At 44.6% G+C, this 25,495-nt stretch carries 19 protein-coding genes; 4 read left to right on the top strand and 15 right to left on the bottom strand.

Annotated features, from left to right (window positions below):
* Nucleotides 1-112 precede the first annotated feature (112 nt).
* The gene (locus MHI27_RS15940) at nucleotides 113-1,135 is read left to right on the top strand and encodes an MBL fold metallo-hydrolase (RefSeq protein WP_405174159.1); all 1,023 of its coding nucleotides are present in this window, start codon (nucleotides 113-115) and stop codon (nucleotides 1,133-1,135) included.
* A 163-nt stretch (nucleotides 1,136-1,298) separates the two neighbouring features.
* Here MHI27_RS15940 and MHI27_RS15935 read toward each other — a convergent pair whose 3' ends face one another.
* From MHI27_RS15935 to MHI27_RS15925, 3 genes are all read right to left on the bottom strand, one after another.
* A complete protein-coding gene (locus MHI27_RS15935; RefSeq protein ID WP_076283690.1) occupies nucleotides 1,299-2,123 on the bottom strand; it encodes a hypothetical protein in 825 nt (274 codons plus the stop codon).
* Between the two features lie 85 nt (nucleotides 2,124-2,208).
* On the bottom strand, nucleotides 2,209-2,802 hold the full coding sequence (locus MHI27_RS15930) for an RNA polymerase sigma factor (protein ID WP_405174158.1): 594 nt from the start codon (nucleotides 2,800-2,802) through the stop codon (nucleotides 2,209-2,211).
* A 351-nt stretch (nucleotides 2,803-3,153) separates the two neighbouring features.
* On the bottom strand, nucleotides 3,154-3,300 hold the full coding sequence (locus MHI27_RS15925) for a hypothetical protein (RefSeq protein ID WP_179085726.1): 147 nt from the start codon (nucleotides 3,298-3,300) through the stop codon (nucleotides 3,154-3,156).
* Nucleotides 3,301-3,358: 58 nt separating this feature from the next.
* Here MHI27_RS15925 and MHI27_RS15920 point away from each other — a divergent pair, with 58 nt between their 5' ends.
* Entirely contained in the window at nucleotides 3,359-3,886 is a 528-nt protein-coding gene (locus MHI27_RS15920; RefSeq protein ID WP_405174157.1) for a DUF1036 domain-containing protein, read from the top strand.
* A 68-nt stretch (nucleotides 3,887-3,954) separates the two neighbouring features.
* Here the strand turns inward: MHI27_RS15920 and cydC are convergent, their stop codons facing one another.
* From cydC to MHI27_RS15890, 6 genes are all read right to left on the bottom strand, one after another.
* Nucleotides 3,955-5,682, bottom strand: a complete 1,728-nt coding sequence (cydC, locus tag MHI27_RS15915; protein ID WP_405174156.1) for a thiol reductant ABC exporter subunit CydC — start codon at nucleotides 5,680-5,682, stop codon at nucleotides 3,955-3,957.
* Entirely contained in the window at nucleotides 5,679-7,511 is a 1,833-nt protein-coding gene (gene cydD / locus MHI27_RS15910; RefSeq protein ID WP_405174155.1) for a thiol reductant ABC exporter subunit CydD, read from the bottom strand. The genes cydC and cydD overlap by 4 nt, the downstream gene beginning before the upstream one ends.
* A gap of 68 nt (nucleotides 7,512-7,579) precedes the next feature.
* Nucleotides 7,580-8,596, bottom strand: a complete 1,017-nt coding sequence (locus tag MHI27_RS15905) for a cytochrome d ubiquinol oxidase subunit II (RefSeq protein WP_042188427.1) — start codon at nucleotides 8,594-8,596, stop codon at nucleotides 7,580-7,582.
* The gene (locus tag MHI27_RS15900; protein WP_149645730.1) at nucleotides 8,593-9,957 is read right to left on the bottom strand and encodes a cytochrome ubiquinol oxidase subunit I; all 1,365 of its coding nucleotides are present in this window, start codon (nucleotides 9,955-9,957) and stop codon (nucleotides 8,593-8,595) included. Before MHI27_RS15900 ends, MHI27_RS15905 begins: the two co-directional genes overlap by 4 nt.
* Nucleotides 9,958-10,497: 540 nt before the next feature.
* A complete protein-coding gene (locus tag MHI27_RS15895; protein ID WP_076283694.1) occupies nucleotides 10,498-11,349 on the bottom strand; it encodes a GNAT family N-acetyltransferase in 852 nt (283 codons plus the stop codon).
* A gap of 62 nt (nucleotides 11,350-11,411) precedes the next feature.
* Entirely contained in the window at nucleotides 11,412-13,259 is a 1,848-nt protein-coding gene (locus tag MHI27_RS15890) for a hypothetical protein (protein ID WP_405174154.1), read from the bottom strand.
* 79 nt (nucleotides 13,260-13,338) lie between these two features.
* Here MHI27_RS15890 and MHI27_RS15885 point away from each other — a divergent pair, with 79 nt between their 5' ends.
* Nucleotides 13,339-13,974 carry a TetR/AcrR family transcriptional regulator gene (locus MHI27_RS15885; protein WP_405174153.1) on the top strand — a complete coding sequence of 212 codons (636 nt, stop codon included), beginning with the start codon at nucleotides 13,339-13,341 and terminating at the stop codon, nucleotides 13,972-13,974.
* A gap of 82 nt (nucleotides 13,975-14,056) precedes the next feature.
* Here MHI27_RS15885 and MHI27_RS15880 read toward each other — a convergent pair whose 3' ends face one another.
* The 6 genes from MHI27_RS15880 to MHI27_RS15855 form a co-directional block, all read right to left on the bottom strand.
* Complete coding sequence (locus MHI27_RS15880) at nucleotides 14,057-15,043, bottom strand: alpha/beta fold hydrolase (protein WP_405174152.1); 987 nt, start codon at nucleotides 15,041-15,043, stop codon at nucleotides 14,057-14,059.
* 232 nt (nucleotides 15,044-15,275) lie between these two features.
* Complete coding sequence (locus MHI27_RS15875; protein ID WP_405174151.1) at nucleotides 15,276-18,572, bottom strand: chitinase N-terminal domain-containing protein; 3,297 nt, start codon at nucleotides 18,570-18,572, stop codon at nucleotides 15,276-15,278.
* Between the two features lie 409 nt (nucleotides 18,573-18,981).
* The gene (locus MHI27_RS15870; protein ID WP_076299813.1) at nucleotides 18,982-19,470 is read right to left on the bottom strand and encodes a YfbM family protein; all 489 of its coding nucleotides are present in this window, start codon (nucleotides 19,468-19,470) and stop codon (nucleotides 18,982-18,984) included.
* A gap of 333 nt (nucleotides 19,471-19,803) precedes the next feature.
* Nucleotides 19,804-21,072: a cytosine deaminase gene (locus MHI27_RS15865; protein WP_042188420.1), complete on the bottom strand. Its 1,269-nt coding sequence runs from the start codon at nucleotides 21,070-21,072 to the stop codon at nucleotides 19,804-19,806.
* Nucleotides 21,041-22,318, bottom strand: a complete 1,278-nt coding sequence (gene codB / locus MHI27_RS15860) for a cytosine permease (RefSeq protein ID WP_405174150.1) — start codon at nucleotides 22,316-22,318, stop codon at nucleotides 21,041-21,043. The genes MHI27_RS15865 and codB overlap by 32 nt, the downstream gene beginning before the upstream one ends.
* 498 nt (nucleotides 22,319-22,816) lie before the next feature.
* Nucleotides 22,817-24,739, bottom strand: a complete 1,923-nt coding sequence (locus MHI27_RS15855; RefSeq protein WP_405174149.1) for an AraC family transcriptional regulator — start codon at nucleotides 24,737-24,739, stop codon at nucleotides 22,817-22,819.
* 159 nt (nucleotides 24,740-24,898) lie between these two features.
* Between MHI27_RS15855 and MHI27_RS15850 the strand changes: the two genes are divergently transcribed.
* On the top strand, nucleotides 24,899-25,474 hold the full coding sequence (locus MHI27_RS15850) for a dihydrofolate reductase family protein (RefSeq protein WP_405174148.1): 576 nt from the start codon (nucleotides 24,899-24,901) through the stop codon (nucleotides 25,472-25,474).
* The last annotated feature ends 21 nt before the right edge of the window (nucleotides 25,475-25,495 follow it).

Genomic DNA, 25,495 nt, shown 5'->3' with positions numbered 1-25,495 from the left:
ATCATATTACATGGAGCAAATGCATGCAAGTACATGCTTGCAATTATGTTTTCCACTCTCTATAATAAAGGCATGCTTTACCCCAAAAACATATACGCAAAGGAGAATTTTCATGAAGTATGGACGTATTATCCAAAAACCTCGCGTTAAATTTTTTGAAGTCGCAGATGGCGTCTTTGCCGGTATTTCGCCGTATCGCGGCATCAGTTGGGCCAATGCCGGGTTCATCAACAAGGGTGAAGGGCTGGTGTATGACACGTTCTTCGATTTGTTCCATGCACGGGAAATGCGGGAGGCTTTTAAGGAAGTAAGTAACGGTGGCTCTCCCGCATATGTGGTGAACTCGCACTATAACAGTGATCATGCCTGGGGAAACAAAGTGTTTGAAGATGCTTGCATTATTATGCACAAGGAAGCGTCCAGAGAGCGTCTCACCGAAAATATCGCCTGGATGGATAACGTCATCAGAAGAGGAAAGGATTCTCCGGAATCGACTTCGGGCGAGCAGTTTTTTGCAGCGGAATTTGAAGGATTCGACCTAGAAGGCGTAGAATGGGTGCACCCGAATATTGAGATAAAGGACGATATCAACATCCGTCTTGGCGATACGGAAGTTATGATTTACAACGTAGCACCAGCCCACTCTGATAGTGACTTGCTGTTGTGGATGCCAAAAGAAAAAGTGCTGTTCGCTGGCGATGTCGTGTTTAACGGATGTACGGCATACAGTGAAGAGGGAACCCTCAATTGGGTTAAAGTGCTTGATCGCATTATTGATGAAATTAAACCCGAAATCGTTGTTCCAGGACATGGCGCCATCTGCGGCCTGGACTTCGTGAAGGAGCAGAGAGACTACCTCCTGAACTTGATCAGCGAGTTCAACAAGCATTACAATGACGAAATTGATGCCTTGTCCCTGACCAAGCAAATTGATATTTCCCGCTTCCTTCATTGGATTCAGCCAGAACGCTTGTATGTTACAGTGGATATCCTATTGAAAAGCAAACGAGGGTTACCCCCCTTTCCAATTTGGAACGAAGTGCCTGCTAAGCTGGAAGACATGAAAGCTTTTTTGGCTGGAAAATATGGCAATCAGATCAAGCCATGGGACCCTATGAGTGTTTGGCAAGAATAGCAATTTACAGCTAACCTATGAAAAACAAAAAACGGCCCTGTCGCAAACGATGCGAACAGCGGCCGTTTTTTTGAATTGTTCAACGGAATTAAATGGGCGCTTAGAACCGATTATGATCAACCCCAACTAGATTTGGAGAAGATTCCCGTTGTTTTAATATTTATTATTCCAAATAGCCTTTTGCAATTTTCATCAAAGTTTCTTTGCTTACTTTATTTATGTCTCCACGTAAAGTATAGGCGTATTTCACCTTTTTGTCTGGGCTCTCGTATACCCATTTCAGCTCGTGCGTCTGCGAAGGAGCAAATTCTGTATGCAGCATTTCTACTCCCTTCACTTGAACCTTCTCCTGCTTAAATTCAACCTTCTCGTCAATATACATTGTAGGATCGCTCTTTCCACTCAGATTAGTGATATTAACCCCGATTTTATCTTCGCCATTTTGATACGTAGCAAAGAGAAGGAAAAACTGATCTGTCATTTCAACCGGCATCATGGCATATCCCTGATTGGATTCTTCCGCCTGCTTTCTCAGCTTTTCTGCCATTTTCTTTTTTTCTTCCGAAGAAGGAGGATTCACTTCCTGAGCATTTTTAAAGATTACGTCCGCCTTTTGGAATGTATAATTTCCATTGACTTTGTCTGCGATCTTAATGGATTTATCCGTAATCTTATCTCTCAATTGAGAAAGATCTTGGAAGATAGTCACCTTCGTTCCAAGAATTGTTTCATGATTCGGATTATTGGCAACCATATAGAACAGCCCAGCTTCCCCGTTCTTTAGCGCCTTATCCTTAAGTTCATAAAATGCCTTGTAACGCTCTATCTCATCTTTCGATTCTGTTTTTCCGTAATCTTTCGTCGATTTAGTCTCATATACGACTTCGCCATCCTTATTCGTCAAAGAATGATATTGAACTGCCGCATAACCTGTGGAGGCCATTAACATCATCCCTACACACGCAGTCAAAACAACTTTATATTTCATAAAAAACCTCTCCTTTTCTTTTGGCTTAGCATGTAATATTCTCATTACTTTTCCTGTCAAGTCGGCGTCGGGAATGCGCGGGTCATCAAACAGTCTTTTCAAATCCCGATCCCTGTCCATATTCATACACTCCCACTCCCTTCACTTGAGCATAATACTTTCGAAATTTTGCAGATGCACGTTCGTACTTTTTACGAAGGCTGGCACTGTTTTTGCCGAGAATCAATCCGATCTCCTGGTAGCTTTTATCCTCGACACAACGTAAGATTAACAAATTACGCTCTTCCGCCGATAATTTTGCCATGGCCTGATGTACGGATTCATCAAAATAGTTGGCTTCAATATGCAAGTCGACTTCATTATTTTCTTTCTCATCCTGGTAAAAGAAAGGTAAATATTTCACCAACTTTCGCTTACGGATGATGTCGATACATTGATGGTAGGCAATCTTGTATACCCAGGCGCCAAAATCCATCTGATATTGGGTATATTTCTTCAAGGTGCGGAAGGTCTTCAAAAATACCTCCTGTGCGTTTTCCTCGGCTTCGGCATAATTGCCCAGCATGTGATAACAGTAGAGAAAAATCGGTTTTTGATAAACCTCCATGATTTTCTCGAATTTTTCTATCTCCCCATTCAACACATCTGCAATGATCTGACTTAACTCCGTATCATTCAAGCTGTCTCCCCCCCTTTCACTCTATACAACGAACAGCTCGACCCAAAATGTGACAGCAATTGTTTATGTATTAAGCCATAGTTACTTACTTTAAATATTTTTTTCTTTTGTTGTATGTGAAAATTCATAGTCAGTTAGAGCCGCATCATAGACAAAGCCTGCAACCCCCCTACACAGCATAAATGCGTTCATCTTCTTCATAAACCTTAGGAATATCAAGACTATGTATCATCACATTTTCTGTAGTAGATTCAAAGAAAAAACGGATTTTGGTGTTTACCTAAATCTTATATAAAAAACGAAAGGTGCCCTAAACAGCCATAAAATGGCTTTCTGGACACCGCAAGAGAATTAATCAGTCTTTTGTTTTAGATATTCATCTTGGTACGATTGTTGAAATAAAACTGTAATAAGTAGTGCTAGAACTTCATAAATCCAAATCGTCAGTTTACTCATGAGCAGCCCAATCGATTCGAAATTGTTTCTCTTGCTGTCCATTTCCTTCTCCTATTAAACTGCATACTTTATTCTATTAACAAGAAGGGAGCTGAATGCAATGGGACTTAGTTTTCGTAACAATACGAGTTTAACTGTATATGTTGCCTTCGCATATTACTCCTCTGCAAGCTGTAATCAGGACTCTAACCCCTTGATACCTTGGCCCAGCTGGTATGAAGCGGTAGGTTGGTACACAATAAATCCAGGTCAAACGGTAGAGGTATTGAGTGGGGCAGTCAACAATCGAGAGATATATTACTATGCTGAATCTACAGATAGGAGTCTTGTATGGTCAGGTGTTAACTATCTTACTCTACCGCAAAATGCTTTCAAACTTTGTGGTGGCGCAGGTTACTGTGATGCTCCGCTTTGTAGAAGGCTAGGATTGAGAAAAATCAGTATTGGTAACTTCAGAAATTATACAGTTAATATTGTATCTAGTAATATTCAAAGTCAATCTAAGTTTTTAAATGTCAACACGGCAGTTCCTGGTAAAAAGAAGAATGTTGGCCGGAGTACCTCTCCTATTAAAGGTCTTCGAGTTGTACGGCCTGCTGCTGGCAGAAAATCTATCTCGAAACGTTAAGCGAAAAAATGCAGAAACAGTCTTGGACTTTCCTATTCAGTCCAAGACTGTTTCTACTTTTCAAATCATCACACTCCAACTTCTCCGATCATTTGCTGTTCGATTTGTTTCATCTCATAAAAATAGCCTTTTTGCCCCATCAACTCCGAATAGGACCCCGTTTCGACTACCCTGCCTTGGTCCATGACCACAATTCGGTCCATCTCTTCCAATCCGGTTAGCCGATGACAAATCAGGAGAAGCGTATCATTAGCCGCCTGTGCGTAGAGATGCTTCAAAACGTGATGCTCTGTCACATAATCCAGCGATGAAGTGGGTTCGTCCAGAAGCCATACCCGTCCTTTGCGGAGCATCACTCGCGCTAGAGCCAGCCGCTGCTTCTCGCCGTCTGACAGATTCTCCCCTTTTTCATACACCATATCGGTCAACGATTTATCGGGCAGCTGCATTTTAGCTAGCACATCCAACAATTGTTCATCAGTATATTCTTCTCCATTCAGCAGCAGGTTGTCCCGGATCGTTCCCCGGAAAAAATGACTTTGTTGAAATACCACATTAGCCGTTTGCCAAATGCTCGTCTCATCCAGTTCCTTCATCGAAATGCCGTTTAATCGTATATCTCCAGCCGTTGGCGTTCGCAGTTTGAGCAGCAATTCGATAATCGTTGATTTTCCTGACCCACTCGGCCCGACAATCGCCGTTTTGGAGCCAGGTAAAATGTGCAGGGACACATCCCTGAGCGCCGGTCTCCACTCCCCTTCATATTGAAACCTAACATCAGATAGTTCCATCGTAACAGCATGATTAACAGACAATGTGCCACTTGGCTGCGGAGACTGCTTATCAAAGGTCTGAACTGTTTCCGTCAGTCGTTTGGCTGCGTGTTCGCTATCCTCTTTATACGCGGGTAATGTGGCCATAGCCGTCGCTTCTTCAAATACGGTTTGTGATGCCATGACCAACATGGCAAGAAATACGCCTGCAAGCGCTCCTTCCATAATTAAATAGGCACCGAGCGTCAGCACTCCCCAGGAAACGAGAAACGTAACAAAAGTGTGCATCGATTGACCGCGTAGCAAGTGTCCGGCTGCTCGTTGCTGTTCAGTTGCCAATACAGCGGAAGCGTGCTGAAGCTGCTCCTCCCGCTGTGCCAATTGACCGTATAGTTTCAAATCCCGGAAACCGTACAACACTTCGGTAACTTCCGTGGACAGCTGCGCCCTCTGCACACGAACGCGTCCATGTATTCTCCGCTGCCCGAGTAACACAATTCCCGGTACAACGAATGCCGTTATCAGCATACCTAGTACAAACAAAATGGCAATCCAGATCGAAAAGGTAGAAGTAAACAGCACCGTAGCCAAAAACACCATGACGACCATGATCGGAGGATAAGCGACTCGCAAAAAATAATTTTGTAAACTTTCTACATCCCCAACGATCCGCGCAAGCAGATCCCCGCTTCGATTTTTGTTCAATATACCAGGCGTTAAAGGAATTAGCTTGGCAAAAAAGGATGTACGCAAACGGCTAAGCATGGAGAACGTCGCCCGGTGAGAATACAAGCGTTCTCCATAACGACTTGCCGCCCGAAGCAAACCAAGCAGTTTGACCATCGAGGTGAGTACAATTAAAGTATAAAGAGGCGGCGCAAATACCGTTTGCGAAATTAGATACCCGCTCGCAGAAAAGAGTGCCACACCGGCTATGCCGGCGATAAATCCGCCCAAAATCGAAAGAATGATATCCTTACGCTCCTGAATCATCGCCTTTGACAGAACGGCCAGTTCATTCATGAGGATATCCCCCCTTTCCGCTCTACATCAATCATCTCGGCATATTGAGGCAGGCGCCCCAGAAGCTCTTCATGCCGTCCGAAGTCCACCAACACTCCATTGTCCATAAACAAAATCTTGTCGGCTTGTTGAATCGTATATAATCTGTGAGCCACCGTAATCATCGTAGCCGTTTTTGCCAGTTTGGCTATGGAGCGTTGCAGTACCCGCTCGGTGTGCAAATCCAGTCCAACTGTGGGTTCATCAAACAAAATGATAGCAGGACGCTTCAAAAAAGCGCGTGCTAAGGCAAGCCGCTGCTTTTCCCCACCAGACAGTCCCCTGCCTCCTTCACCAACAAAGGTATCAAATCCATGCTCTAATTGGGCTGTAAGCGCAGTGAGTCCTGCTTCCTCACCCGCCCGCTCAATTTCTGCCCTGGAGATGCTCCCACGAGCACCAATCGCAATATTTTCAGAAAATGTGCCTGCAAAAATATACGGATGCTGTGTAATGTAGCTAACATGTTCGAACCATTCGGTTTCATCGTATTGCGAGAGTGGACTTCCATTCACCAGAAGCGTTCCAGATTCTGGTTTCAGCAGACCGGCAATGAGATGGAGCAAAGTCGTTTTACCGGAACCACTTTTACCTACAATCGCAATATGTTCTCCCGGTTTAAACTGGATCCGACCCGTCTCAAGCTTGAATGAATCTGGAGCATATTGAAACTGAAGATGATCTATTTCCATGGATGGCGGTACTGAAAGATCATTGGAATTTCCAATTTCTAATTTGCTTCCCCTGTCGACCCTATCCATGCTGTCGATCTCGTTGATTCCATCGGTTGTTAATGCTCCTTCAATGCTATTCGCGTCCCTACTCTCCCCTGCCGGTTCTTCAAGCATCTGTTCCACCTTACGAACCGCACCCATACTTGTCCTGCCACTGTGAAAGGCCGTTCCCGTATTCTTTAACAGGTTGTAAAACTCGGGAACGAGCAACAACACGAGAAAGGCGGTGTGGAACGTCATAGATTTGAAAACGAGCAACTGGATGGCCAGTTCAAGAGCGACAATGCCAATGCTTAGCATCACGATCGATTCCAGCATGAAGGTATTCGTAAACGCAATCTTCAAAATGCCCATTGTGGCATCACGGTAACTCAGGCTACTGTGTTCAATTTTCTGTTGCTGACGGTGTGCCCGTCCAAATATTTTCAACGTCACTAGCCCTTGAAGAGAATCCAGAAACGTACCTGAAAACTCGGCCAGCTGCGCATATTTTTCTTCGGATTTGTTCTTCGTTTTCAGTCCTACCAAAATCATGAACAGTGGGATAAAAGGAGCTGTAAACAAAAGAATGAAACCTGTGTTGGCATGTTGGATAAATGTAACGACCAAAATCAGAATCGGGATGATAGCAGCTTCCATCATACGTGGCATGTACTGACTGAAATAACTATCAGCCTCATCCACAGCATCAAGAGCAATACTGACCTTGCCTCCCGTCTGTCCACGAAGGGTGGAAGGCATGGAAGCATGGGTTAAGTTTTGCAGCACGGCTGCGCGCATATTTGTCTTGGCAGTGGCAGCCATTCGCAAGCCAACTTTACCGTTTCCATATGACAACAATGTGCGTACAGCCATAACAGCCAGAAGAATGCCGAGCAACATGATAACCGATGAAAATGAAGCTCTCTCCACAAAAATCCGTTGGACTGCTTCAGCAAGCAGTCCAGCCTGACTCACAATAGCTGTACCAAGCGCGAGCGAAAGGATCGCGAGGAGGGCCATATTTTTTCTTTGTGAAGACATTTGTTGAGAAATCAGACTGGATTTCCTCGGCACAGATCACACCTCCTTTATATATAGGCTTGTAGAGAAACCTCATACACGCCGTAATGGATCAATTAGCTTTATTTTTTCCCTTTTACATAATCCGCATCAAACAGGAAGAGCTTGAAGACCAGAATAAGGGATGGGATCAACAGGCACAGACCGCCGATAAACACAACAACTAAGGCTAAGCCCATTGCTGGTGAAGTTGCACTGCTCTGAATCGTGATATACGGATCGAGAATATAAGGGTATTGCCCAATCCCATAAGCGAAAAAGGCACAGAAAAATTGCAGCATGATGCATATGAAAGCTAATCCGTAACGGCGTCCGTTATATAACAGCCACATCGCGATCATGAAGAAAGCAACGGAAAGTGCCAAGAGCCACCATAAATCCATCATATTTTGAAAATGCCGCTCATTGTGTTGACCCAAATAGATAAATGCTGTCAGTGCGAGAATTATCGTCGGTGTGCTCCAAAACAGGGCGTAGTTCCGCATCAGCTTCAACGCGGAATGATCCTCTGCACGAGATGCGTAAAAAGTCAGAAATGAGCCGCTTATGAACAAAACGGACACGATTGCCAGTCCAACGATGCTCCACGATAACGGATTGGTAAACAGCGCCCAGTAATCCAGAGAAACCGTCTCAGCCTGCTTCACAATAAAGCCGCCTTCAGACAAAGTAAGTGCCACTGACAACGAAGCCGGAATAAGCAGACCTGTAGCTCCGTACAAAAAAAGATATACTATGTTTTTCTTGGAACCATAATTTTCAAAAGCGTAGAACGAACCGCGAATCGCAAGAAGAATAACTGCAATACTTCCCGGAACAAGCAGCGCAGAGCCATAATAATAGGCTGTGTCCGGAAAAAATCCGACGATGCCAATATAGAAAAAGATGAAAAACACATTTGTGATCTCCCAAACGGGTGATAAATAACGGGAAATCAGACGATTAATGAGATGATCCTGCTTCGTCAAACGTGCATAAAAGGCGAAGAATCCCGCTCCGAAATCAATGGAAGCTATAATTAAATAGCCGTACAAGAACAGCCAGAGCACCGAGATGCCAATTATTTCGTAACTCATCATTCAGTGCCCCCCTTTTCCACAGATTGATTAGGATGTTCCTTCATCCATTTCTCCATCTCAGCTTCTGCCGGATTATTGTTGAACAAACGTCTTAGCACGATTACACACATACTGCCGAGTACGATGTACAAGAGTAATAAGGCGAAGAATATAATTCTTACATTCGGTGAAGTCGTGGCAGCCTCCTCTACACGCATATATCCGCGGATAATCCACGGCTGTCGCCCAACTTCTGCATAAAACCAGCCCAGCTCTACAGCTAGAAAAGCGAGCGGTGCGATCAGTGCGATGATGCCAAGCATCCACTTGTTAAGCACATTGCGTTTTTTCCAGAACACAAACAGGAAGTACAGGACCGAAATCGCGAGCAGAGCAAATCCGATTCCAGCCATTAAATCAAACAGGTAGTGAACAAGAAGCGGTGGCCATTCTTCCTTGGGGAATTCCTCCAGCCCCGTTACCTCCGCATTAAAGTCTCCAAAGGCCAGGAAGCTGAGCACTTTCGGCAAATGAAGAGCCCCTATCACTTCATGCTCTGCATTCAGCCATCCCATTAGAACCAAGTCCACACCGCTACCCGTCTCAAAATGCCACTCTGCCGCTGCAAGCTTCTCTGGCTGATGCTCGGCCAAAAACTTGGCGGACACATCACCAGCTAACGTGTTCAGCAAGCTGAACAGCAAAACGACCGCCATCATGAGATTCAAGGATTTTTTGTGGTATGCGGACACTCCTTTTCTCAGCATCGCAAAGGCTGCAATCCCGGCTAACAAGGCAGCTCCTGTCAAATAGGCCGAGCTTAATACATGGAACACCTTGGAGAAGGTCGCCGTATTCAGCATCGCTTGCACCGGGTCAATCGCTGTGAATTGGCCCGCTTCCATGACAAAGCCTCCAGGCTGGTTCATGAATCCGTTCACCGTCGTAATAAAAACGGCAGACATGCCTGCCCCGGCGACAATCGGAATCGTCAACAGCCAATGGATATACGGATTTTTAAACCGATCCCACGTATACAAATAAATGCCCAGGAAGATGGCCTCAAAAAAGAACGCGAACACTTCCATGAATAACGGAAGTGCAATAACATTCCCAGCCAGTTTCATAAAATTCGGCCATACCAGGGCTAATTGTAGTGATATGGCTGTACCGGTCACGACACCAACCGCTACAGAAATGACAAATCCCCGAGACCATCTCTTTGCCATAAGTGTATAATGGGGATCCTTTTTGCGGATCCCGATGAACTCTGCAATAGCGATCATTAGCGGTATACCGACGCCAATCGTCGCAAAAATAACGTGGAACCCGAGAGTCAAGCCTGTCACCAGCCTGCTCCATAGCACCGTATCAATTGCCATTCTTTACTGCTCCCTTCAAACGCTGTTCATTTTTCGTCATAACTTGATGCTTATGATTAGGCCGGCTAATTCTGGGGCTGCATTCAATATCAGGTTTAGCAGGGCTCAGCGACATCGTTGCCTGTTCGTTTTAGTATGACGTTCCTCGTTCTTTGCTATGTAAAAAGAGAAAAATTTCACAAAGCAAGAGTTGGCGAGCCTGATTTACCTGATACTGAGCAGTCAAATTAATAACGTGACCTAATGATTAAAATCATCTTATCTTAAATTGCAAGTAATTCAATCACAGATATCTCTTAATCCCTAAATGTTCAAGAAAGGGTCAAATCTTTCTGACAACTCAGTGAATAACATAAAAAGAACCCAAAAGAGCTATTGATTCAATAGCGTATATATGATTTCACAAGTCTCCTCCTACTTCGATGTTAGAAAAAAACAATATTTCCTCATTTTAACCTCTAATATATACCCCCTTCTGCAACAAAAAAAACACTGACTCAAATCATCAGTGTTTTTGAATTAAAGCTAATGTCATCTTCGTCATGACAAATCTTTCTCCATTTCATATTGCTCGATGTATACGTCAAGACCAACACTTTGAAGGAAACGTATAGAATTTGTATCTCTTTTGTCTACATTATTGACGGTGATGATAGAATGTCTCTCTCCCATCCAATGAAATAAGGAACGCCCAAATCCCTGGTTTCTTTCTTCTCGCAAAATACCGAACTGTACAACTGCTCCGTTGGCCGATTTTATTACCGCGTATCCACAAATCTTATTCTCTTCCCTTATCGTGACCACATCGTATAAATGCGGATTTCGTAAAATTGCATGAACAGATTGTTCCCAAGAAGGTTCAAAATTCCAATAAGAATGTACCGATGTCCAATCGAATTCTTCCAGTCGAACCATAGTAATGAATGTATGTCTATGATCGTCCGGAAGGGTGACATCAATACGCCCCTTGAAACAAGCCAATTCTCTATGAATTTGAAATCCTATGGCGGTATACGCTTTTATAGCTTTATCATTCGTTTGAATCACTTCAAGCAAACACTTTTGAATATGAGCTTCTTTAAGGATGGGAAGAGCATGACGATAAATTTGTTCGACTAGCCGTCTCCCTCTATATAAAGGAACGACTCCTGTACCAGTATTAAATGCAGTACTTTCGCCGTTACGATCCCCGATGCCATGCATAACAAATGCAACCAGCTTCTCTTGATCAAAAGCACCAAACGACATCTGATAATTAACTCCCGCACCTGCAAATTTATCAGCTAAATACTCCGAAGAAACATGAAATGGAATTACATAATCGGAGAAGGCTTCGTTAAAGCAAGTTGTAAACTCTTGTAATTCAAGATCCTTAACACTTTTGATCAACATGTAGTTTTTTTCTCCTTTTCTTTTGGTACTATGTTCTTAATCATCAGCCAATCTCCAATTCATCATTTAGTACGGCCATAGAAAAAAGAATACCCATCTGACTTTCCAAGCTTAGTCGTCTCCGTTCCGTCCACTATCTTGACCGCCTTCAGTAACGATATAATTTGTGTATGCATAAGCTTTGCATCAAATTTGTCCATCTCTCTGTTTTCACTATCTACGAGCAGATAGTCGGGCATTGGGATGAAGCCAATTACCGGTATCCCAACTTCAAATAAGGGCTGACTTTCTCCAAACTCAAACTTGTTATGTCCACGCAATAATACAGTCCGTGTGCCGTCGGTGTTTTCAATAGCCTTCAACCAAATGGCCGCCATCATTTCATTGCCCGCATAGGTATATTCTGTACTTATTTTTCCAGTTGGTCTATAGTGACCCGTATCATCGTCCTTCCACTCCATACTGCCTAAATGCTCAACCGTAATTCCAGCTACAGCTTTTATATGGCCTTTCTTGCCATCCCAGAGCTCTCGATGCCCCTCCATCCAAGTGGAAGTCGCCTGAGAAGATCCTTTGAAATCAGGTAATCTAAAATGGCCTGTCACAAAAGCGAAAATCATCGTACGTTCCGGCTGCTCCTGCTGTAAGTAACGAATCATGGACAGCATGCCCACAGCACCATTTTCCTCCACCACATTTATCCCATCCGTATGGGTATTTATGATAATCGCTTCATCTTTATTTTTCCCGTCAATTTTCACATAAAAGGATTCTGTTGGAGCATTTTTTTGTATTTCCGCTTCTAAAATAACCGTACCTTCTTTGTGCTTCTGGGCTGCATTGATCACCTTTTTCCCTTCCGTTTCATTGACCCAGATCGCAGGAATTCCAGCATAATCGGTAGTAAAAGGCACATACTGCTTTTCAACCTTATCGTCGGATACCCCTTTCCAGACAACAACAACAGCTTTCACACCCATTTCCTTCGCTTGCTCCAATTTAGCTTCTTTTAAAGCTGTAGTGAGGACTAGATCGCCTTCATTTGGGGCAATTTGGCTTTCCATTGGAGATGAATCCCGCATGTTCATAACGATCCCACTTGGGAAATTTCTGAAATTCTCAATTTCAATGACAGCAATTTTTCCGCTGGCCTGGTCATACTCACCACGCTTCGTATATACCAGCTCCCCTGTTACCCCATTTTCGTCAGTTTCCCCGGAATAAGGAAAAGCTGAAGAGACATGAATTGACTGCTGATCAATCATTAAAGAGCTGCTCTTTTCTTCCCATCGGTCAAAAGTATAGTGATCACGATAAACTTTCAGCCCCATATCTGTTACCTGTTGCTCCAGCCATGAAATAAATTGATTATGACCCTCAGAGCCGGTTGTACGGCTTCCAAAAGAATTCATTACTTCAATATCCTTCAGCATCACTGCTGCAGAATCCAATTTACGTTCATCGATCGTCACAGCCGCATCAGCTGCTAATGCCACAGGTGTTGTAATAGGTTTTGCATAGATTCCAATACCCCAAAGTGCAGTAACGATAAGAGCAGCAATGCTGATTAACACTTTACGAACCACTACCAATGGAGTGACTCTTCTGCGCACCTTTTGTCCAAAGAGTCCTCTCCATATGCCCGCTACGATCAGCAGCAAGATAGAAAGCGCAAGCAGCCAAAATTCTCTTGTTAGTAAGAACAACCCTTCTGCCACCATCGCACTAATTAACACTACATGTAACTTCTCACGCTTCTTTAAAAGTAAAAAGGAGATGACTAATTCCGCTAACAAAAGGATAATGGTCACTATCGAGATAACCGTTTCTTTTCCAATAAATACCGTAGCACAGAGTGCTAGGATCAAAAGCAGCACCGCTGACAATCGTCTATATAAGTTTTCTAACATGACGCCCTCCCATTGTATCTACTACTATTTTGACATTACATTTGTAATGCCTTATGGTTTTAGCATATTGAAAATACTCATGAAAAACAATAAAACGAACACCAGAATGTACAAACGGAGGGGAAATGTCATCTCAAATCATGAATTATACAGTCCGAATACCTCTCAGCATCGTTCCAATAAAGAAACCAACCGTTTGACAAGAGAAGCCATCTGCACGGCATTAGTCTACTTGATCCAGGAACAGCCTTTTAACAAAATCACCATCACCGATATTGTGAAGCGTGCAGGGGTCTCTCGAACGGCCTATTACAACAACTATTCCTCCAAGCAAGAGATCCTGGTGGATTTGGTCGATTCGCTTATTTTCGAAATTAATCAAAAACTCTTACCTTACACCAATGAATTAACAGGCAAAGCTAAAGAACCTCAAAAATTTATTAAAGTGCTTTTTGAAGTGATTTTTCAGCAGCGGAACATCTACAAAGCACTTCAAAGTGCAAAGTTTGATGATGTAATTCTGGATTGCTTGAATGAAATGATGCTCTCTACTGCTCACGACAAAAGCGATGAAAATGTGTACCGAATATACTTTAAAGCGGGGGCCCTCTATAATGTTCTCCTCAAATGGATACAATCCGACTTTGCAAAATCCATTGATGAGATGACCAAGATTTGTCTCGATGTATACCAAACTCCAATGTCCCAGGAATAAGGTTTGAAAAATTGTTTTTTTTAAAATGGAAAAAGAAAGAAACTACGGAACCAAGTTCGGCTCCGCAGTTCAATTATCAACCCTACAATTGGATTTGTTTCATGTAAGCTTTGAATTCCTCAGCGATTTCTTTGTATTTTGTATGATGCAGGTAATGAGAACCTTCCATCGGAATCATTTTTCCCTGTGCGGATTGTTTGACTTGCTCTTCATGAAGCGGAATCCACTGTTTATTGTGCTCATTATTCGATTGAACGAAGAGAAGCAACGGCAAGTCTTTTGGCATTGTGAGTTTTTCTCCATTTTTAAAATTGGAACCGAGGTGGCTCAGTTCATTCATCAACGTTGGATTGGTCGCGACTTGATTCGAAATCAAACGCATCTGTTCTTTGGTATGCTCATCGAATGCAAGCGATTTATACGCATCTCCGCTCACTTTTTGGAACAATCTCATCAGACCTGATTTTTGAAGAAATTGCATGGATTTCAAAGGTAATTTGACATCCATCCCGGGTTGACTGGGAACGCTGCTATCGATGCCGACAAAAGCAAGAACTTCATCCGGATAAGTGTTCACATAGGTCGCTCCGTAAAGTCCCGCGATGGAATGTCCCATTAGAATGTAACTGTCAACACCCAGTTGCTGCAGAGCTTCGTGAACCTCACTTACTATATTCTCCGTCGTTCTTTCCTTCTCGGTTTCATCGCTCAAACCATAACCGAAAGGCTCGACCAACACGACTTTATAATTAGGGGTAATTTCATCGATCAGCAATTTGAAATCAAGTGCAGGCGACGGGGTTCCTTGTCCTGGTAGAAGTACAACGGTTTGTTCTCCGCTGCCTTGAATGAGCACATTCATCTTTTTCCCATCCACATTGACATACTGGCCATAGGATTCGATTTTCTTTTTCTCTACCCCATCGCTGATTGCATCAACGATAAAAACGATGCCCATGAACAGCACGAGCGCCCCTACAATACCTCCGATTATTTTTAACCATAGGTTCCGTTTCTTGTGGCTCTTAGTCCCAGTTGTTTTTATTTCTACCTTATTTGCCACGTTCATCTCTTCCCTTCCTTGTCTCTGTATCTGAAGTGCCGCCTTGACGACATATTCAAAGTGTAATCAACAAAGATGTACTCATCGTGACGACAATATGAACGGAATATGAACAAGTCAAAAAGGAGGCGTTATATCTGAAAGATATAAGCACCTCCTGGAGACATATTTAGATCAACAGCAAATCGGAATGCAACACCTTGGAATACTTCTTACAAGATTTAAAACGCTCATCGTATTATTTGTTGACGGTTACCTTGATGATATCACTTATGGTCTCTCCCGCTGCATTAACCAGCTCCGCCCGGTATTCATAATTGCCGGAAGCGCGGCCAGTGACTTCAGTCGTAGCGCTCTGCGCCGAAGGCGTGTTGGCGTTTAGCGCTTGCGTGTCGATCAGTTGCCCGTTCTCATAAAGGCGGTACTCTGTGGCATTAGTGCCCCACCACAAATTCATAGTTACTTTATAAGAGCCATCTCCGTCCCAGTTGTCATGGGTCAGGACCGGCTTGCCCGGTGCGGCATCGCGGATCGTCACCGTGAGCGGCTGGCTCTTGCTTGTGCCGTATTTGTTGGTAAGCTCCACTGTGTATATATAGGTGCCATTCGGCATACCGTGAAGCGCTGTGCTTGCCGTCTGCGCGGAAGGAGATACATCCTTCAGAGACTTGGAGTCGATCAGTGTGCCATTCTCATATAGCTTGTAGCTGGTAGCGTTATTGCCCCACCAGAGGTTCATGGTGACGGTAAAGTTGCCGTCACTGAGTCCATAACCGTAGCCGCTGTTCGAGGACAACACAGGCTGTCCAGGCTTGTCAGTTGCAAGTGCCGCTCCGCCAGTAATTTGGAACATGTAGCTCTTTTCGGCAGTATTGCCTGCGGCATCGGTCACGACGTAGTTTACAGTATGGGACCCGGCACCCAGCTCCGCAGCGTTCAGGATCTGTCCGTCGGCTATGGGCTGTCCATCCAGCAGAAGCTGCTTGGAGGCGACGCCAGACAGATTATCTTCGGCAGCCAATACAAACTTAAGCTGGGCTTCCTCCTCCACATCGCCGACCGCATGACCGGACTCTGTCAGCTCCGCTGTCGGTGAAACCGTGTCGATATTAAGGCTCAGTGTCTTAGCTTCTTCCGCCTTTCCCTTGCCCGAAACCGCATGATAAGACAGGGTATGCCGTCCATCTTTGCTTACGGCCAACGGAGTGCTGTATACGGCTTCCGCACCGCCGTTCAGCGAGTAATAAACCTTAGCTGTATCGGAGTCGGCCTTCAGGGTCACTTCGGTGGGCTGATTCAACCAGCCGGCAGCGTTCGGATTTGCCGACAGGGTTGCCGTCGTTACCGGAGCCCCCACTTCTTCCACAATGCTGAAGTCTCCGAGACTTCTAGGTTTGAGTTGGTATACGTCTTTGAATATCGCGGCTACGCCCGTAATATCGAGCTTCTGTCCTTCCGCATAAGGGAAGCTGTCTTTCGTGATGCCCGTCCGTGCATCCACCCGGATGTGATTGCTTGTCCCGCCATCGGCGATGGCGTCAAATTCAAAGGAACCGCTTGGAGTGGCGGTGATAATATTTGTCACTTTCACGTCTTTAAGCTTGAGCAGCTGACCTTGATTGGTAACGTTCACTGCCGTTACGTCAACGGACTCGGGCAGCTTCGCAGTGCCGGTCTTCTCGATCTGCACAACTTCGGTCAACTCTAGCTCCGAATTGTACAGCGCCGTGGACGCTGTTACCTTGACCGTGTCGCCGGCATGGAAGCCACTTTGGCTCTGGTAGACATAAAGTCCGCCGGTCTCATCCTGCAGATAAAAGGTTTGCCCGCCGAAAATACCCGGCTCAGTCGTTACGATCCCCTCAACCGTCACCAAGGATCCAACAATCTTGGTCCGGGCTTCGCCGATGGAAACGGTCGCTGGAATCGGATCTTCCTCGTCCGGAAGCGGTTCTGCTGGGACGTTACCGAGCGTTACTGATTCGGTCTTCAGGTTCGTTCCGTTCTGGCGCAGACGCAGATTGGATGCAGCTGTGGTGCCCGGTTTGATCTGCACGGTCAGATCTTTGTAGGCATGGCCGTTCAAGTCTGAAGTCAGGCTAAAGTTGGCGCTGTAAGCATAGCTACTCGGCCAAGTGCCGTCACTGTTCTGGATCTTGGCGATCTGGGCACCGCTACTCACCTGGTAGATACCCAATTGGAAGCCTGATACGCTCGTATTGGCAGGGAGATTATCTGCGCTGACACGAATCTGGAAATCCTGAGAGTTCGGCAGCACCGTTTGGTGTGTGAAATTGTACACCGCACTTGCAGTAGCCGCCGGTCCACCGTAAGAGCCCGCCTTGTAGCTGGTGCGGTCAAACCATTTGTAGCCGGCATTCGGAGCGGCCCATGGCTCTGGCTGAGGCTCTGTGGAAAGCGCCGGCTCTTCGAACGGCAGCAGCTGCGTCGGCTGATCCAGCGTCAGGCCACTTACCTTGGTGAAATCCGTATAGCTCTCTTGTTCGGCGAGCCAGTTAACGGTGTTCACCAGGAGCTCAGCATCGTCAGCCTCCTTGAAGCCATCGTAAGTCGTTTTTTTGGCACCGGTATCCTCGCGCAAATACTTCGGTGTGGCATCCTCGACTGGGGAGGAGTCGCCGAGAAAGGCGGCTTTGCCGGCACCTTTTTTCGCCACGGCCACATAAGGACCTTCCGCTACGCCGCCGCCATTGTAGACACCTTGGTCCACCGCGTTGCCCCAAGCATTGTTGGTTTTCGGTAGATAGACGATGCCCTTCGCCCGGGTCGGGTCGAGGATTGCCAGCGTGGAGCCGGCATGCATGGCTACACTTGATACTCCTGATGTAATACCGAAGGCCTGATCGGGAGCCACGATGTTGGTGGCGTTAATGTCACCGAGCGCATTGAAGCGGAACCGGACACCGAACTCTTCCGCCAGCCAGTCGGAGCTGACCACGCCTTGCATTGCCGCGGAACCGGCCTCTTCAGTGCTCATGCCTTTGGCCGGGTTGTCCCAAGCTCCGCGGCGGTAACCGTTGAATGCCTCATTGCCGTCCCAGCGGTTCTTATTGCGGTCCGCATTGTAATGATCGCCGATGAAGAAGATGCTGCCGCCGTTCTCCACGTATTCCGCCATAGCTGCCTGCTCGCTGGATTTATATGGAATGTTAGATTCGGCCACGACGAAGACGTCATAGCTGGAAAGATCGCCTAGCGTAATCGGAGTGGTCTTACGAAGCTCTTTGACGTAATAGCCTTCTTGCGCAAGCGCATTACCAAAATCGGAAAAAGCGCCATCAATAACCCAGTCGGCCGCTCCGGCCGTCTGCGCGTGGGTATTGTCAAACAGAATTTTCTGGCCTGCATGCTCGTTGACCACTTTGGCTTCAATGAATGGGGCGGGGTCGCTTGGCCCCTCAGCGTATATTGCCGAGCCGGCTCCGAATGCGAACAAATGCAGGGGTACGGCAACAGATGCAACCAGCATGCTTTTTAGCAGCTTCTTATTCCAACCTGAACGCTTCTCCTTCATATTCTTCCTCCTTAAGATATAGATCGGTGGATTTTTCCATAATTGTCCACCGCTTTCGTCTAATATGCTATCTCATAAGGATTAGGAAAAACATAGATTTTTGTAAAGTGTTGTAAATTTATACTTTCGGCCTATACAGTGGGTGAAAACTAGGTCGAATCTTGGAAATAAGCTATGAAAAAAGTCTTAGTGATACTGGAGTTTAGGTCCGGAACGTCCTAAGTGATTCTACAAAAATATAACAACTTTCAGCGGCAAGTAAAGTAATAGACTGACCCTAGAATTAAAACAGCGACAGCAAAGGACGAAAAATATAGTCCTAGACTGTCGCTGTTTAATTGAACTAACGTTTCACGTTAGTTTAGCACTATTTGATATATTAGCCCCTGAATGATTCAAATTATTGGAATCAGAAAATATAGAAGATGAGACCTTTGCCCTTCGCTACAGTTTGACTGTAGAAACGCCGGATTTCGTTAAAATGCTGAAGCATGTAAGCAAAGAACTCGTCCTTATCCTCGTCTGAAACAGTATCAGGATCTAGAGGATATACCTCGTTCTTGACCATGGCCGGGAAATTATACCGCAAACGGAGCTGTGCTTCAACCAGCGTAGACATAGCCTGAAGCGCTTCTGCAACTTGCTCGGCACGTAAGGAAAAAGCCCCGTATGAGCCAAAATCGATGGCTCTTTCTGACGTCAGTGGAACAACATAGCCAAGAGGCGCATCTCCATCGGAGATATCTCCACAAAGCAAGTAGTGAATCGCCTCCCAGGATCTATCAATGTCCAGTCCGGGATAATCGTCTATTTTCAAACTCTTCAATGCAATGTCTCCTACTGCGATTTTCTGCACCAGATTGTCATCCATTGCAAAGTAATAACCACGCATTCCCATGTTCTCAACCTTCTTTCCATTTTTAACCCCATAAATTTCCATGCACTGTTATTGTAAACTGCCTGTTAGCTGAGTGAAACATCGTCTATTGAAAAACGGTTATCACAACCAATATATAAAATCCCACTTTTTTCTCTTTTGAATGTACTTATAACAAATTTTACTGTGCTGAAGTACTGATTCATGAACTGTGTCCTACACTAGAAACTAAAAAATCCCCCCATGTATACAGGAAGAGTTCACAATCACGTGATCTCATATATTCCTGACTATCATGAGGGGATTTTTGGCTAAAAAGCAGGCGCTGCTTGATGGAGCACATAGTTCATTCGATTATTTATTGAAAGTAATCTTCTCCGAACCGTTCTCAAGAATGATCGAAGTGTCCCGCGGCTTTGTTTCCGCGATTTTGCGGCCGGCTCTGAACGAATAAAGTACTCCGGCCTGTTTACGAATGGTCTCATACTCGTTCTCTGCTTCAAGAACGATGAAGTTGGCAGGTTTACCTACTTCAATGCCATACATATCCTCGATATTCAACGTTCTTGCGCTATTTTTCGTAATAAGATCGATTGAATTTACGATTTGATCGTATCCGAGCAACTGAGAAGCATGAATACCCATGTGCAGCACCTGAAGCATGTTGCCTGTGCCAAGCGGATACCATGGATCAAAAATGTCATCGTGACCGAAGCATACATTAAGTCCCGCTTCCAGCAGTTCTTTGACGCGAGTTAACCCTCTTCTTTTCGGATAAGTGTCAAAGCGTCCCTGCAGATGGATGTTAACCAGAGGATTGGAGACGAAATTTAGGTCAGCCATCTTCAGTAATCTAAACAATTTGTACGTATATGCATCATTGTATGACCCCATCGCCGTCGTGTGGCTTGCTGTCGTACGGGAACCAAGCCCGCGTTCGTAAGCTTCTTTGGCTACAACTTCCAAGAAACGGGATTGCTCGTCATCGATTTCGTCGCAATGGATATCGATCAGACGGTCGTATTTTTCAGCGAGGTCAAACGCAACCTTCATCGAATCAACGCCATATTCTCTTGTGAATTCGAAGTGTGGAATACCACCCACCACGTCAACACCCATTTTCAGCGACTCTTCTAGTAATTCCACGCCGTTCGGGAAGGAGTGAATACCTTCCTGTGGAAAAGCGACAAGCTGGATGTCAATGAACGGTGCCATTTCTTCTTTTACTTCAAGCATCGCTTTTACGGCGGTCAAGCTTGGATCAGTAACGTCTACATGTGTTCGTACATGCTGGATACCCTGCGCGATCTGCCACTTCAATGCAGTTTTGGAACGCGTTTTGACGTCTTCATGCGTCAGGAAGGCCTTGCGTTCTGACCAACGCTGGATGCCTTCAAACAGTGTTCCGCTCAAATTCCATTCCGGCTCACCTGCTGTTAACGTTGTATCTAAGTGAATATGAGGTTCAATGAACGGTGGCAGCACAAGTGAGCCGTTAACATCAATTACTTCCTCATTCGCAGTTAGCTCCATTGACTGCGTGATAAGCTCAAACTTCCCATCTTTCACAACAATATTCCATAAACCTTCTTTACCCCGCAATTTTGCGTTCTGTATAATCATTTTTATTCCCCATTTCTTTGGATTCTTTCTTAGCAACGATCAGCATTATCACGGTGTATACAACCGCTGTTCCAATCAGTGCATTAAGTGGTGTTATTCCTGGAGCCAGCTGGGCGAAGGCCACTCCTATAACCCAAGCTACCATCGCGATCCAGTTTACATTTTTGAAAGTCATGTCGGCAAATGGTTGGTAGTTTCTGCGCTTCACAATAAAATAGTCTGCGATGATGATCGCCCCGATGGACGGGATCGCCGCGCCCAGCACATTCAGGAAACCAACGAAATTGTTGTACATCCACATGGCAAATACGGTACCCACGATGCCGTTAACGATAACGAAAAACTTTTTCGAAATTTTAGTGATATTGGCAAAGCCCAGCCCGGAAGCGTAAAGTGCGTTATCGTTAGTTGTCCAGATGTTCAGCCCCAGTACGATGATCGCAGGAATGAGCAATCCTTGCAAGAACATGACCTCCGAGATATCTGCCAAATTATAAGCCATTGCGCCGACTGCACCGAAGAGAAACATAAGTGAGTTCCCTAAAAAGAACGAAATGACCGTTGCAGTAACCGCCTGCCGGGATGTTCTGGCAAACCGGGCAAAATCGGGCGTCAACGTTCCGCCGCTAATGAATGACCCGATACAAATGGTCAATGCTGCTGCTGCGGTGAGCGACTCTGTTGGTGAGTAATCGAGCAACCCTTGCAGACCACCCAGCGTGGTTACTCCTTCGAACACAGAGTAACCACCGAGAACAGCAATGGCCGGAACTGCTATATAACCCAGAATGACGAGCGACTTCATGCCGAAGATGGCTGATGCCGTCATTGCAAGACCAAACACGAAGATTAAAAGGTACACATTCCAGTCCATCGCTCTGGCGACAGGTACCGCGAACATGGCTACACCGACACCGAACCATCCGACCTGTGTGAAGCCAAGCAGGAAAGAAGGAAGGTACGAGCCTTTTTCACCGAACGCATATTTTGCAAGCAAATGCGTGGAAAGACCTGTTTTGGCAGCGATATGTGCCAGTGCTCCGGTATAGATGCCGAGTGCCAGATTACCGGCAAGCACGATTCCAATGAACTCCATGAATGTCAAACTGACCCCTAACGTTCCCCCTGCCAACATGCTTGCGGAAAAGAAAGTGAATGCTAACATGACGGAGAACGTCTTTCCAAAATGATTTCTCTGCGTTTTCGGCACCGCTTGCCACGAAAACTCTTGATCTTGTTTACTCATCAGAATACCCCCAGTATAAAGTGTCCTGATACCAAAAAAGCAGAAACAAAAGAGGCTACTCGTCAGATCAAACTGACAAGTAGCCTCTTTTGTTCATCACAATCCGCGCTAAGACACAGAGCATCCCTTGACGGAATATGCCCTGCTTCTCACGTGATTATAAAAATCCGCTGTCCTTGTCAGCCTCTCTGGACTGAATTAAAGGTACCAGTATTTAATTACATTCTATTATTTTAGAAAAACCTGTAGATGTCAATGTCATTAATATCCATTGATATAAATCCTCTTTTGAATGCTGCGCTTGGAATTTTTATGTGGATGATGCCGACCAAGGCACTTGCTCATAGGACAAAGCCTTATGTGGTACCGGACAACCTCACTCTCGGAGTTCCTCCACTTCCTATCAGGAACGGCCTGATCCACAGTCCAAACGGAGCGTTTTTTTTATTTATTCAGGAGGTGAATTCCGTTTCGTTCAGATGTGCCATATCTATTAAATTATTTAGTAGTGTCAAGTAATAAATTAACAATCGTATCCAGCTGAAGCTCTAATGAAAAAGGGTCCTCCATTACGAATTCATCATGATAGTTATCACCATACAAATAAACTTTGCCATTTTTCACTGCAGGGATGCCTTTCCATATGTTACTTTCCATTGCTTTATTTGTTGCATCAGCATCGCCATTATAAACAAAAACATAATCCCCTAAGTATTCTGGGAGCACTTCAAGTGAAATCGATTCAAACCCCTCCGCCATATTTTTTGCACTTTCTGTTGGAGGCAGCTGCAGCATATTGTATATAGTGGAAGAACCATAGTTTCCTCCCTTTGCCGCTAAGACGTATACCGCTTTTTCTGAAAATGAAACAACCGAAACGGTTTCCCCTTCCTTGATAACACCGGCGAGTTTCGACTTTGCTTCAGCTACTTTCTGTTCGTATTCCGTAATCCATTCTTCTGCTTCTTTTTCTTTTCCGAATATCTTGCTTACACCCCTGAATTTATCAAGCGGCCCTGCGGTTGTTAACCCCTCCCAATAAGGCAGAAAAACAGTCGTTCCAATCTTCTCATATTGTTCTATGTTCTCATCGATTGAACCGATAATTAAGTCCGGATCTAGCATCGTTAATTTTTCCAGGTTTAAAGGAAAATCCCCTAAATCTTCAATTTTCTCGATCGTTTCTTTCGGTATGTCCGCCTTTTCCATCCAGCCTTCATCCAGCATAAATGTTCTTGCACCGATTGGAACAATTCCTAATTTCAATAAATGCCCCATATATTGGTCAGCCGCTACTCTTTTCGGCTCTGCAGGTACTTCCACATCTCCCTTTGGCGTTGATACTATTCGAGTCTTCGAACTTTCTTCTAATACTGTTTGATTAACGGTTCCATTCCCAGTACTCTGCTCCTTCGCAGCTGTGCCCGTCCCGCTTGAGCAAGCGCCTAATAATAGAGAACCGCAAAGCAGCAAAGCTGCCGTCGTCTGAGATTTTGTCATTTTAAACATATGTAATTCCCCTTTTTCCATATTATGATAATGATTATCATTATTAATATACTGTTGAACGATGTGTTCAAAAATAGAGGATGTGGGGAAGTTTGATGGACTTTCAGCAACTTTATGTGCCTGTAACTCTCTTGTTCTAAAATGTGCAGGGGATACACCTTTTCTTTTCTTAAAAATTCGGCTGAAATAATAAACGTCTTTATAACCAACGCTTCCTGCAATTTCCCCGACAGAAGCCTCTGTTGTCATTAAAAGCTCTGTTGCCCGTTCAAGCCTAAAACGAATTAAGTAATCAATCGGACTCATACCTGTGTACTCTTTAAACAATGATGACAAATGATAAGCACTGAAATTAAATACTTCCGCAAGAGAATCTAATGTAATTGGCTCCGCATAGTATTCCTGGATATAGGTGATTACTTGGACTGCAACACTTGTTTGTTTCACCTCAGTCTCTTTTCTATGTAATTCTTTTAAAACCTGATCAATGAATTGATAAAACAGTGATTTAACATGGAGTCTCTCTTCTTGCCTGTTCCATTTTTGATGCATCATTTGAAATTTGTTATAAAGTAAAATAGGTGCATTAGGGGAAAAACAATATTGTATTTGGAAGGGATCCTCTTCATGAATCCATGCACGGTAGTAAATGATATAGTAAACAAATTTCTTGCTTGTCGGAACAATATTGAGGGTCGCCCCTTTCCCGCTATGGAGGATTTGAAATCCTGTAAAAGAAAATTCGGCCTGATCTAACTGAACTTGAGCGCTCCCATGTACCGAAAGTAAAAATATACTGGCAGGAATCTTATATTTTTGAAGAATTTCGCTTTGAACCATTTCAATTTGGCGTACATCCAATAACTTGACGGTCGCTTGATCCCAAAGAAAGATTTGATTGTTTATGTGCATAATGACTACCCCTTCGTTATCTGTCTAATGATCATCATAAATGATAACCATTATCAATAACAGTTGTCTAAAGATAATAAAGGTCTAGACTGAAGAAAACTGCTAAAATGTAGTTAATGTATAATGTAAATATCCCTCATGAACAAAGGAGAACTGAAAATGAGAAAACTCGTTCTATTTCTTCACACATCGCTTGACGGTTTTGTAGAAGGGCCGAATGGTGAAATGGACATTGGTTGGGTTTCCTACGATGCTGATTTGGAGAAACATGCGAAAGAAATTCTGAGTACTGCCGACACTGTCCTTTGGGGACGTGGGACTTATCAGATGATGCATAGTTACTGGCCATCTGTGCCTTCGAACCCATCAGCTTCGCAGCATGAACGGAATCATGCCGAGTGGATCGAAAAGACAGCCAAAATCGTTTTTTCCACGACGCTGGAGAAAGTCGAATGGAATAATTCCAGACTCGTGAAAGAAGATGTCGAGAAAGAGATCAATAACCTCAAACAGCAGCCAGGCAAGGATATGGTCATCCTCGGCAGTCCTAGGTTCGCACACCACCTCATGCAGCTTGATTTAATTGATGAGTATAAAATTACGGTTTCTCCCGTTCTGATCGGTAAGGGATTGCCGTTATTCCAAGGTCTCAAGGAGAAGATCAATCTTAAGCTAATCGAAAACAAGACCTTTGATTCTGGAGCCATAGGCCTCGTTTACCAGACGGTAAGATGACCTTGTCACTTAAGGTGATTA

The sequence above is a fragment of the Paenibacillus sp. FSL H8-0261 genome (assembly GCF_045040645.1).
GTDB lineage: Bacteria > Bacillota > Bacilli > Paenibacillales > Paenibacillaceae > Paenibacillus_AQ.
The sequence above is the reverse complement of the archived record's forward strand: the minus strand, read 5'-3'. Positions and strand labels throughout refer to the sequence as shown.

Excerpts from the sequence above, each read along its gene's own strand:
- MHI27_RS15855 (WP_405174149.1), bottom strand. The coding sequence starts at position 24,739 with ATGCACATAAACAATCAAATCTTTCTTTGGGATCAAGCGACCGTCAAG.
- MHI27_RS15905 (WP_042188427.1), bottom strand. The coding sequence starts at position 8,596 with ATGATGAGTTACGAAATAATTGGCATCTCGGTGCTCTGGCTGTTCTTG.
- MHI27_RS15865 (WP_042188420.1), bottom strand. The coding sequence starts at position 21,072 with ATGATTATACAGAACGCAAAATTGCGGGGTAAAGAAGGTTTATGGAAT.
- codB (WP_405174150.1), bottom strand. The coding sequence starts at position 22,318 with ATGAGTAAACAAGATCAAGAGTTTTCGTGGCAAGCGGTGCCGAAAACG.
- MHI27_RS15940 (WP_405174159.1), top strand. The coding sequence starts at position 113 with ATGAAGTATGGACGTATTATCCAAAAACCTCGCGTTAAATTTTTTGAA.
- MHI27_RS15880 (WP_405174152.1), bottom strand. The coding sequence starts at position 15,043 with ATGAACGTGGCAAATAAGGTAGAAATAAAAACAACTGGGACTAAGAGC.
- MHI27_RS15890 (WP_405174154.1), bottom strand. The coding sequence starts at position 13,259 with ATGTTAGAAAACTTATATAGACGATTGTCAGCGGTGCTGCTTTTGATC.
- MHI27_RS15925 (WP_179085726.1), bottom strand. The coding sequence starts at position 3,300 with ATGGACAGCAAGAGAAACAATTTCGAATCGATTGGGCTGCTCATGAGT.
- MHI27_RS15870 (WP_076299813.1), bottom strand. The coding sequence starts at position 19,470 with ATGGGAATGCGTGGTTATTACTTTGCAATGGATGACAATCTGGTGCAG.
- cydC (WP_405174156.1), bottom strand. The coding sequence starts at position 5,682 with ATGAATGAACTGGCCGTTCTGTCAAAGGCGATGATTCAGGAGCGTAAG.
- MHI27_RS15900 (WP_149645730.1), bottom strand. The coding sequence starts at position 9,957 with ATGGCAATTGATACGGTGCTATGGAGCAGGCTGGTGACAGGCTTGACT.
- MHI27_RS15885 (WP_405174153.1), top strand. The coding sequence starts at position 13,339 with ATGAAAAACAATAAAACGAACACCAGAATGTACAAACGGAGGGGAAAT.
- MHI27_RS15850 (WP_405174148.1), top strand. The coding sequence starts at position 24,899 with ATGAGAAAACTCGTTCTATTTCTTCACACATCGCTTGACGGTTTTGTA.
- MHI27_RS15875 (WP_405174151.1), bottom strand. The coding sequence starts at position 18,572 with ATGAAGGAGAAGCGTTCAGGTTGGAATAAGAAGCTGCTAAAAAGCATG.
- MHI27_RS15920 (WP_405174157.1), top strand. The coding sequence starts at position 3,359 with ATGGGACTTAGTTTTCGTAACAATACGAGTTTAACTGTATATGTTGCC.
- MHI27_RS15895 (WP_076283694.1), bottom strand. The coding sequence starts at position 11,349 with ATGTTGATCAAAAGTGTTAAGGATCTTGAATTACAAGAGTTTACAACT.
- MHI27_RS15935 (WP_076283690.1), bottom strand. The coding sequence starts at position 2,123 with ATGAAATATAAAGTTGTTTTGACTGCGTGTGTAGGGATGATGTTAATG.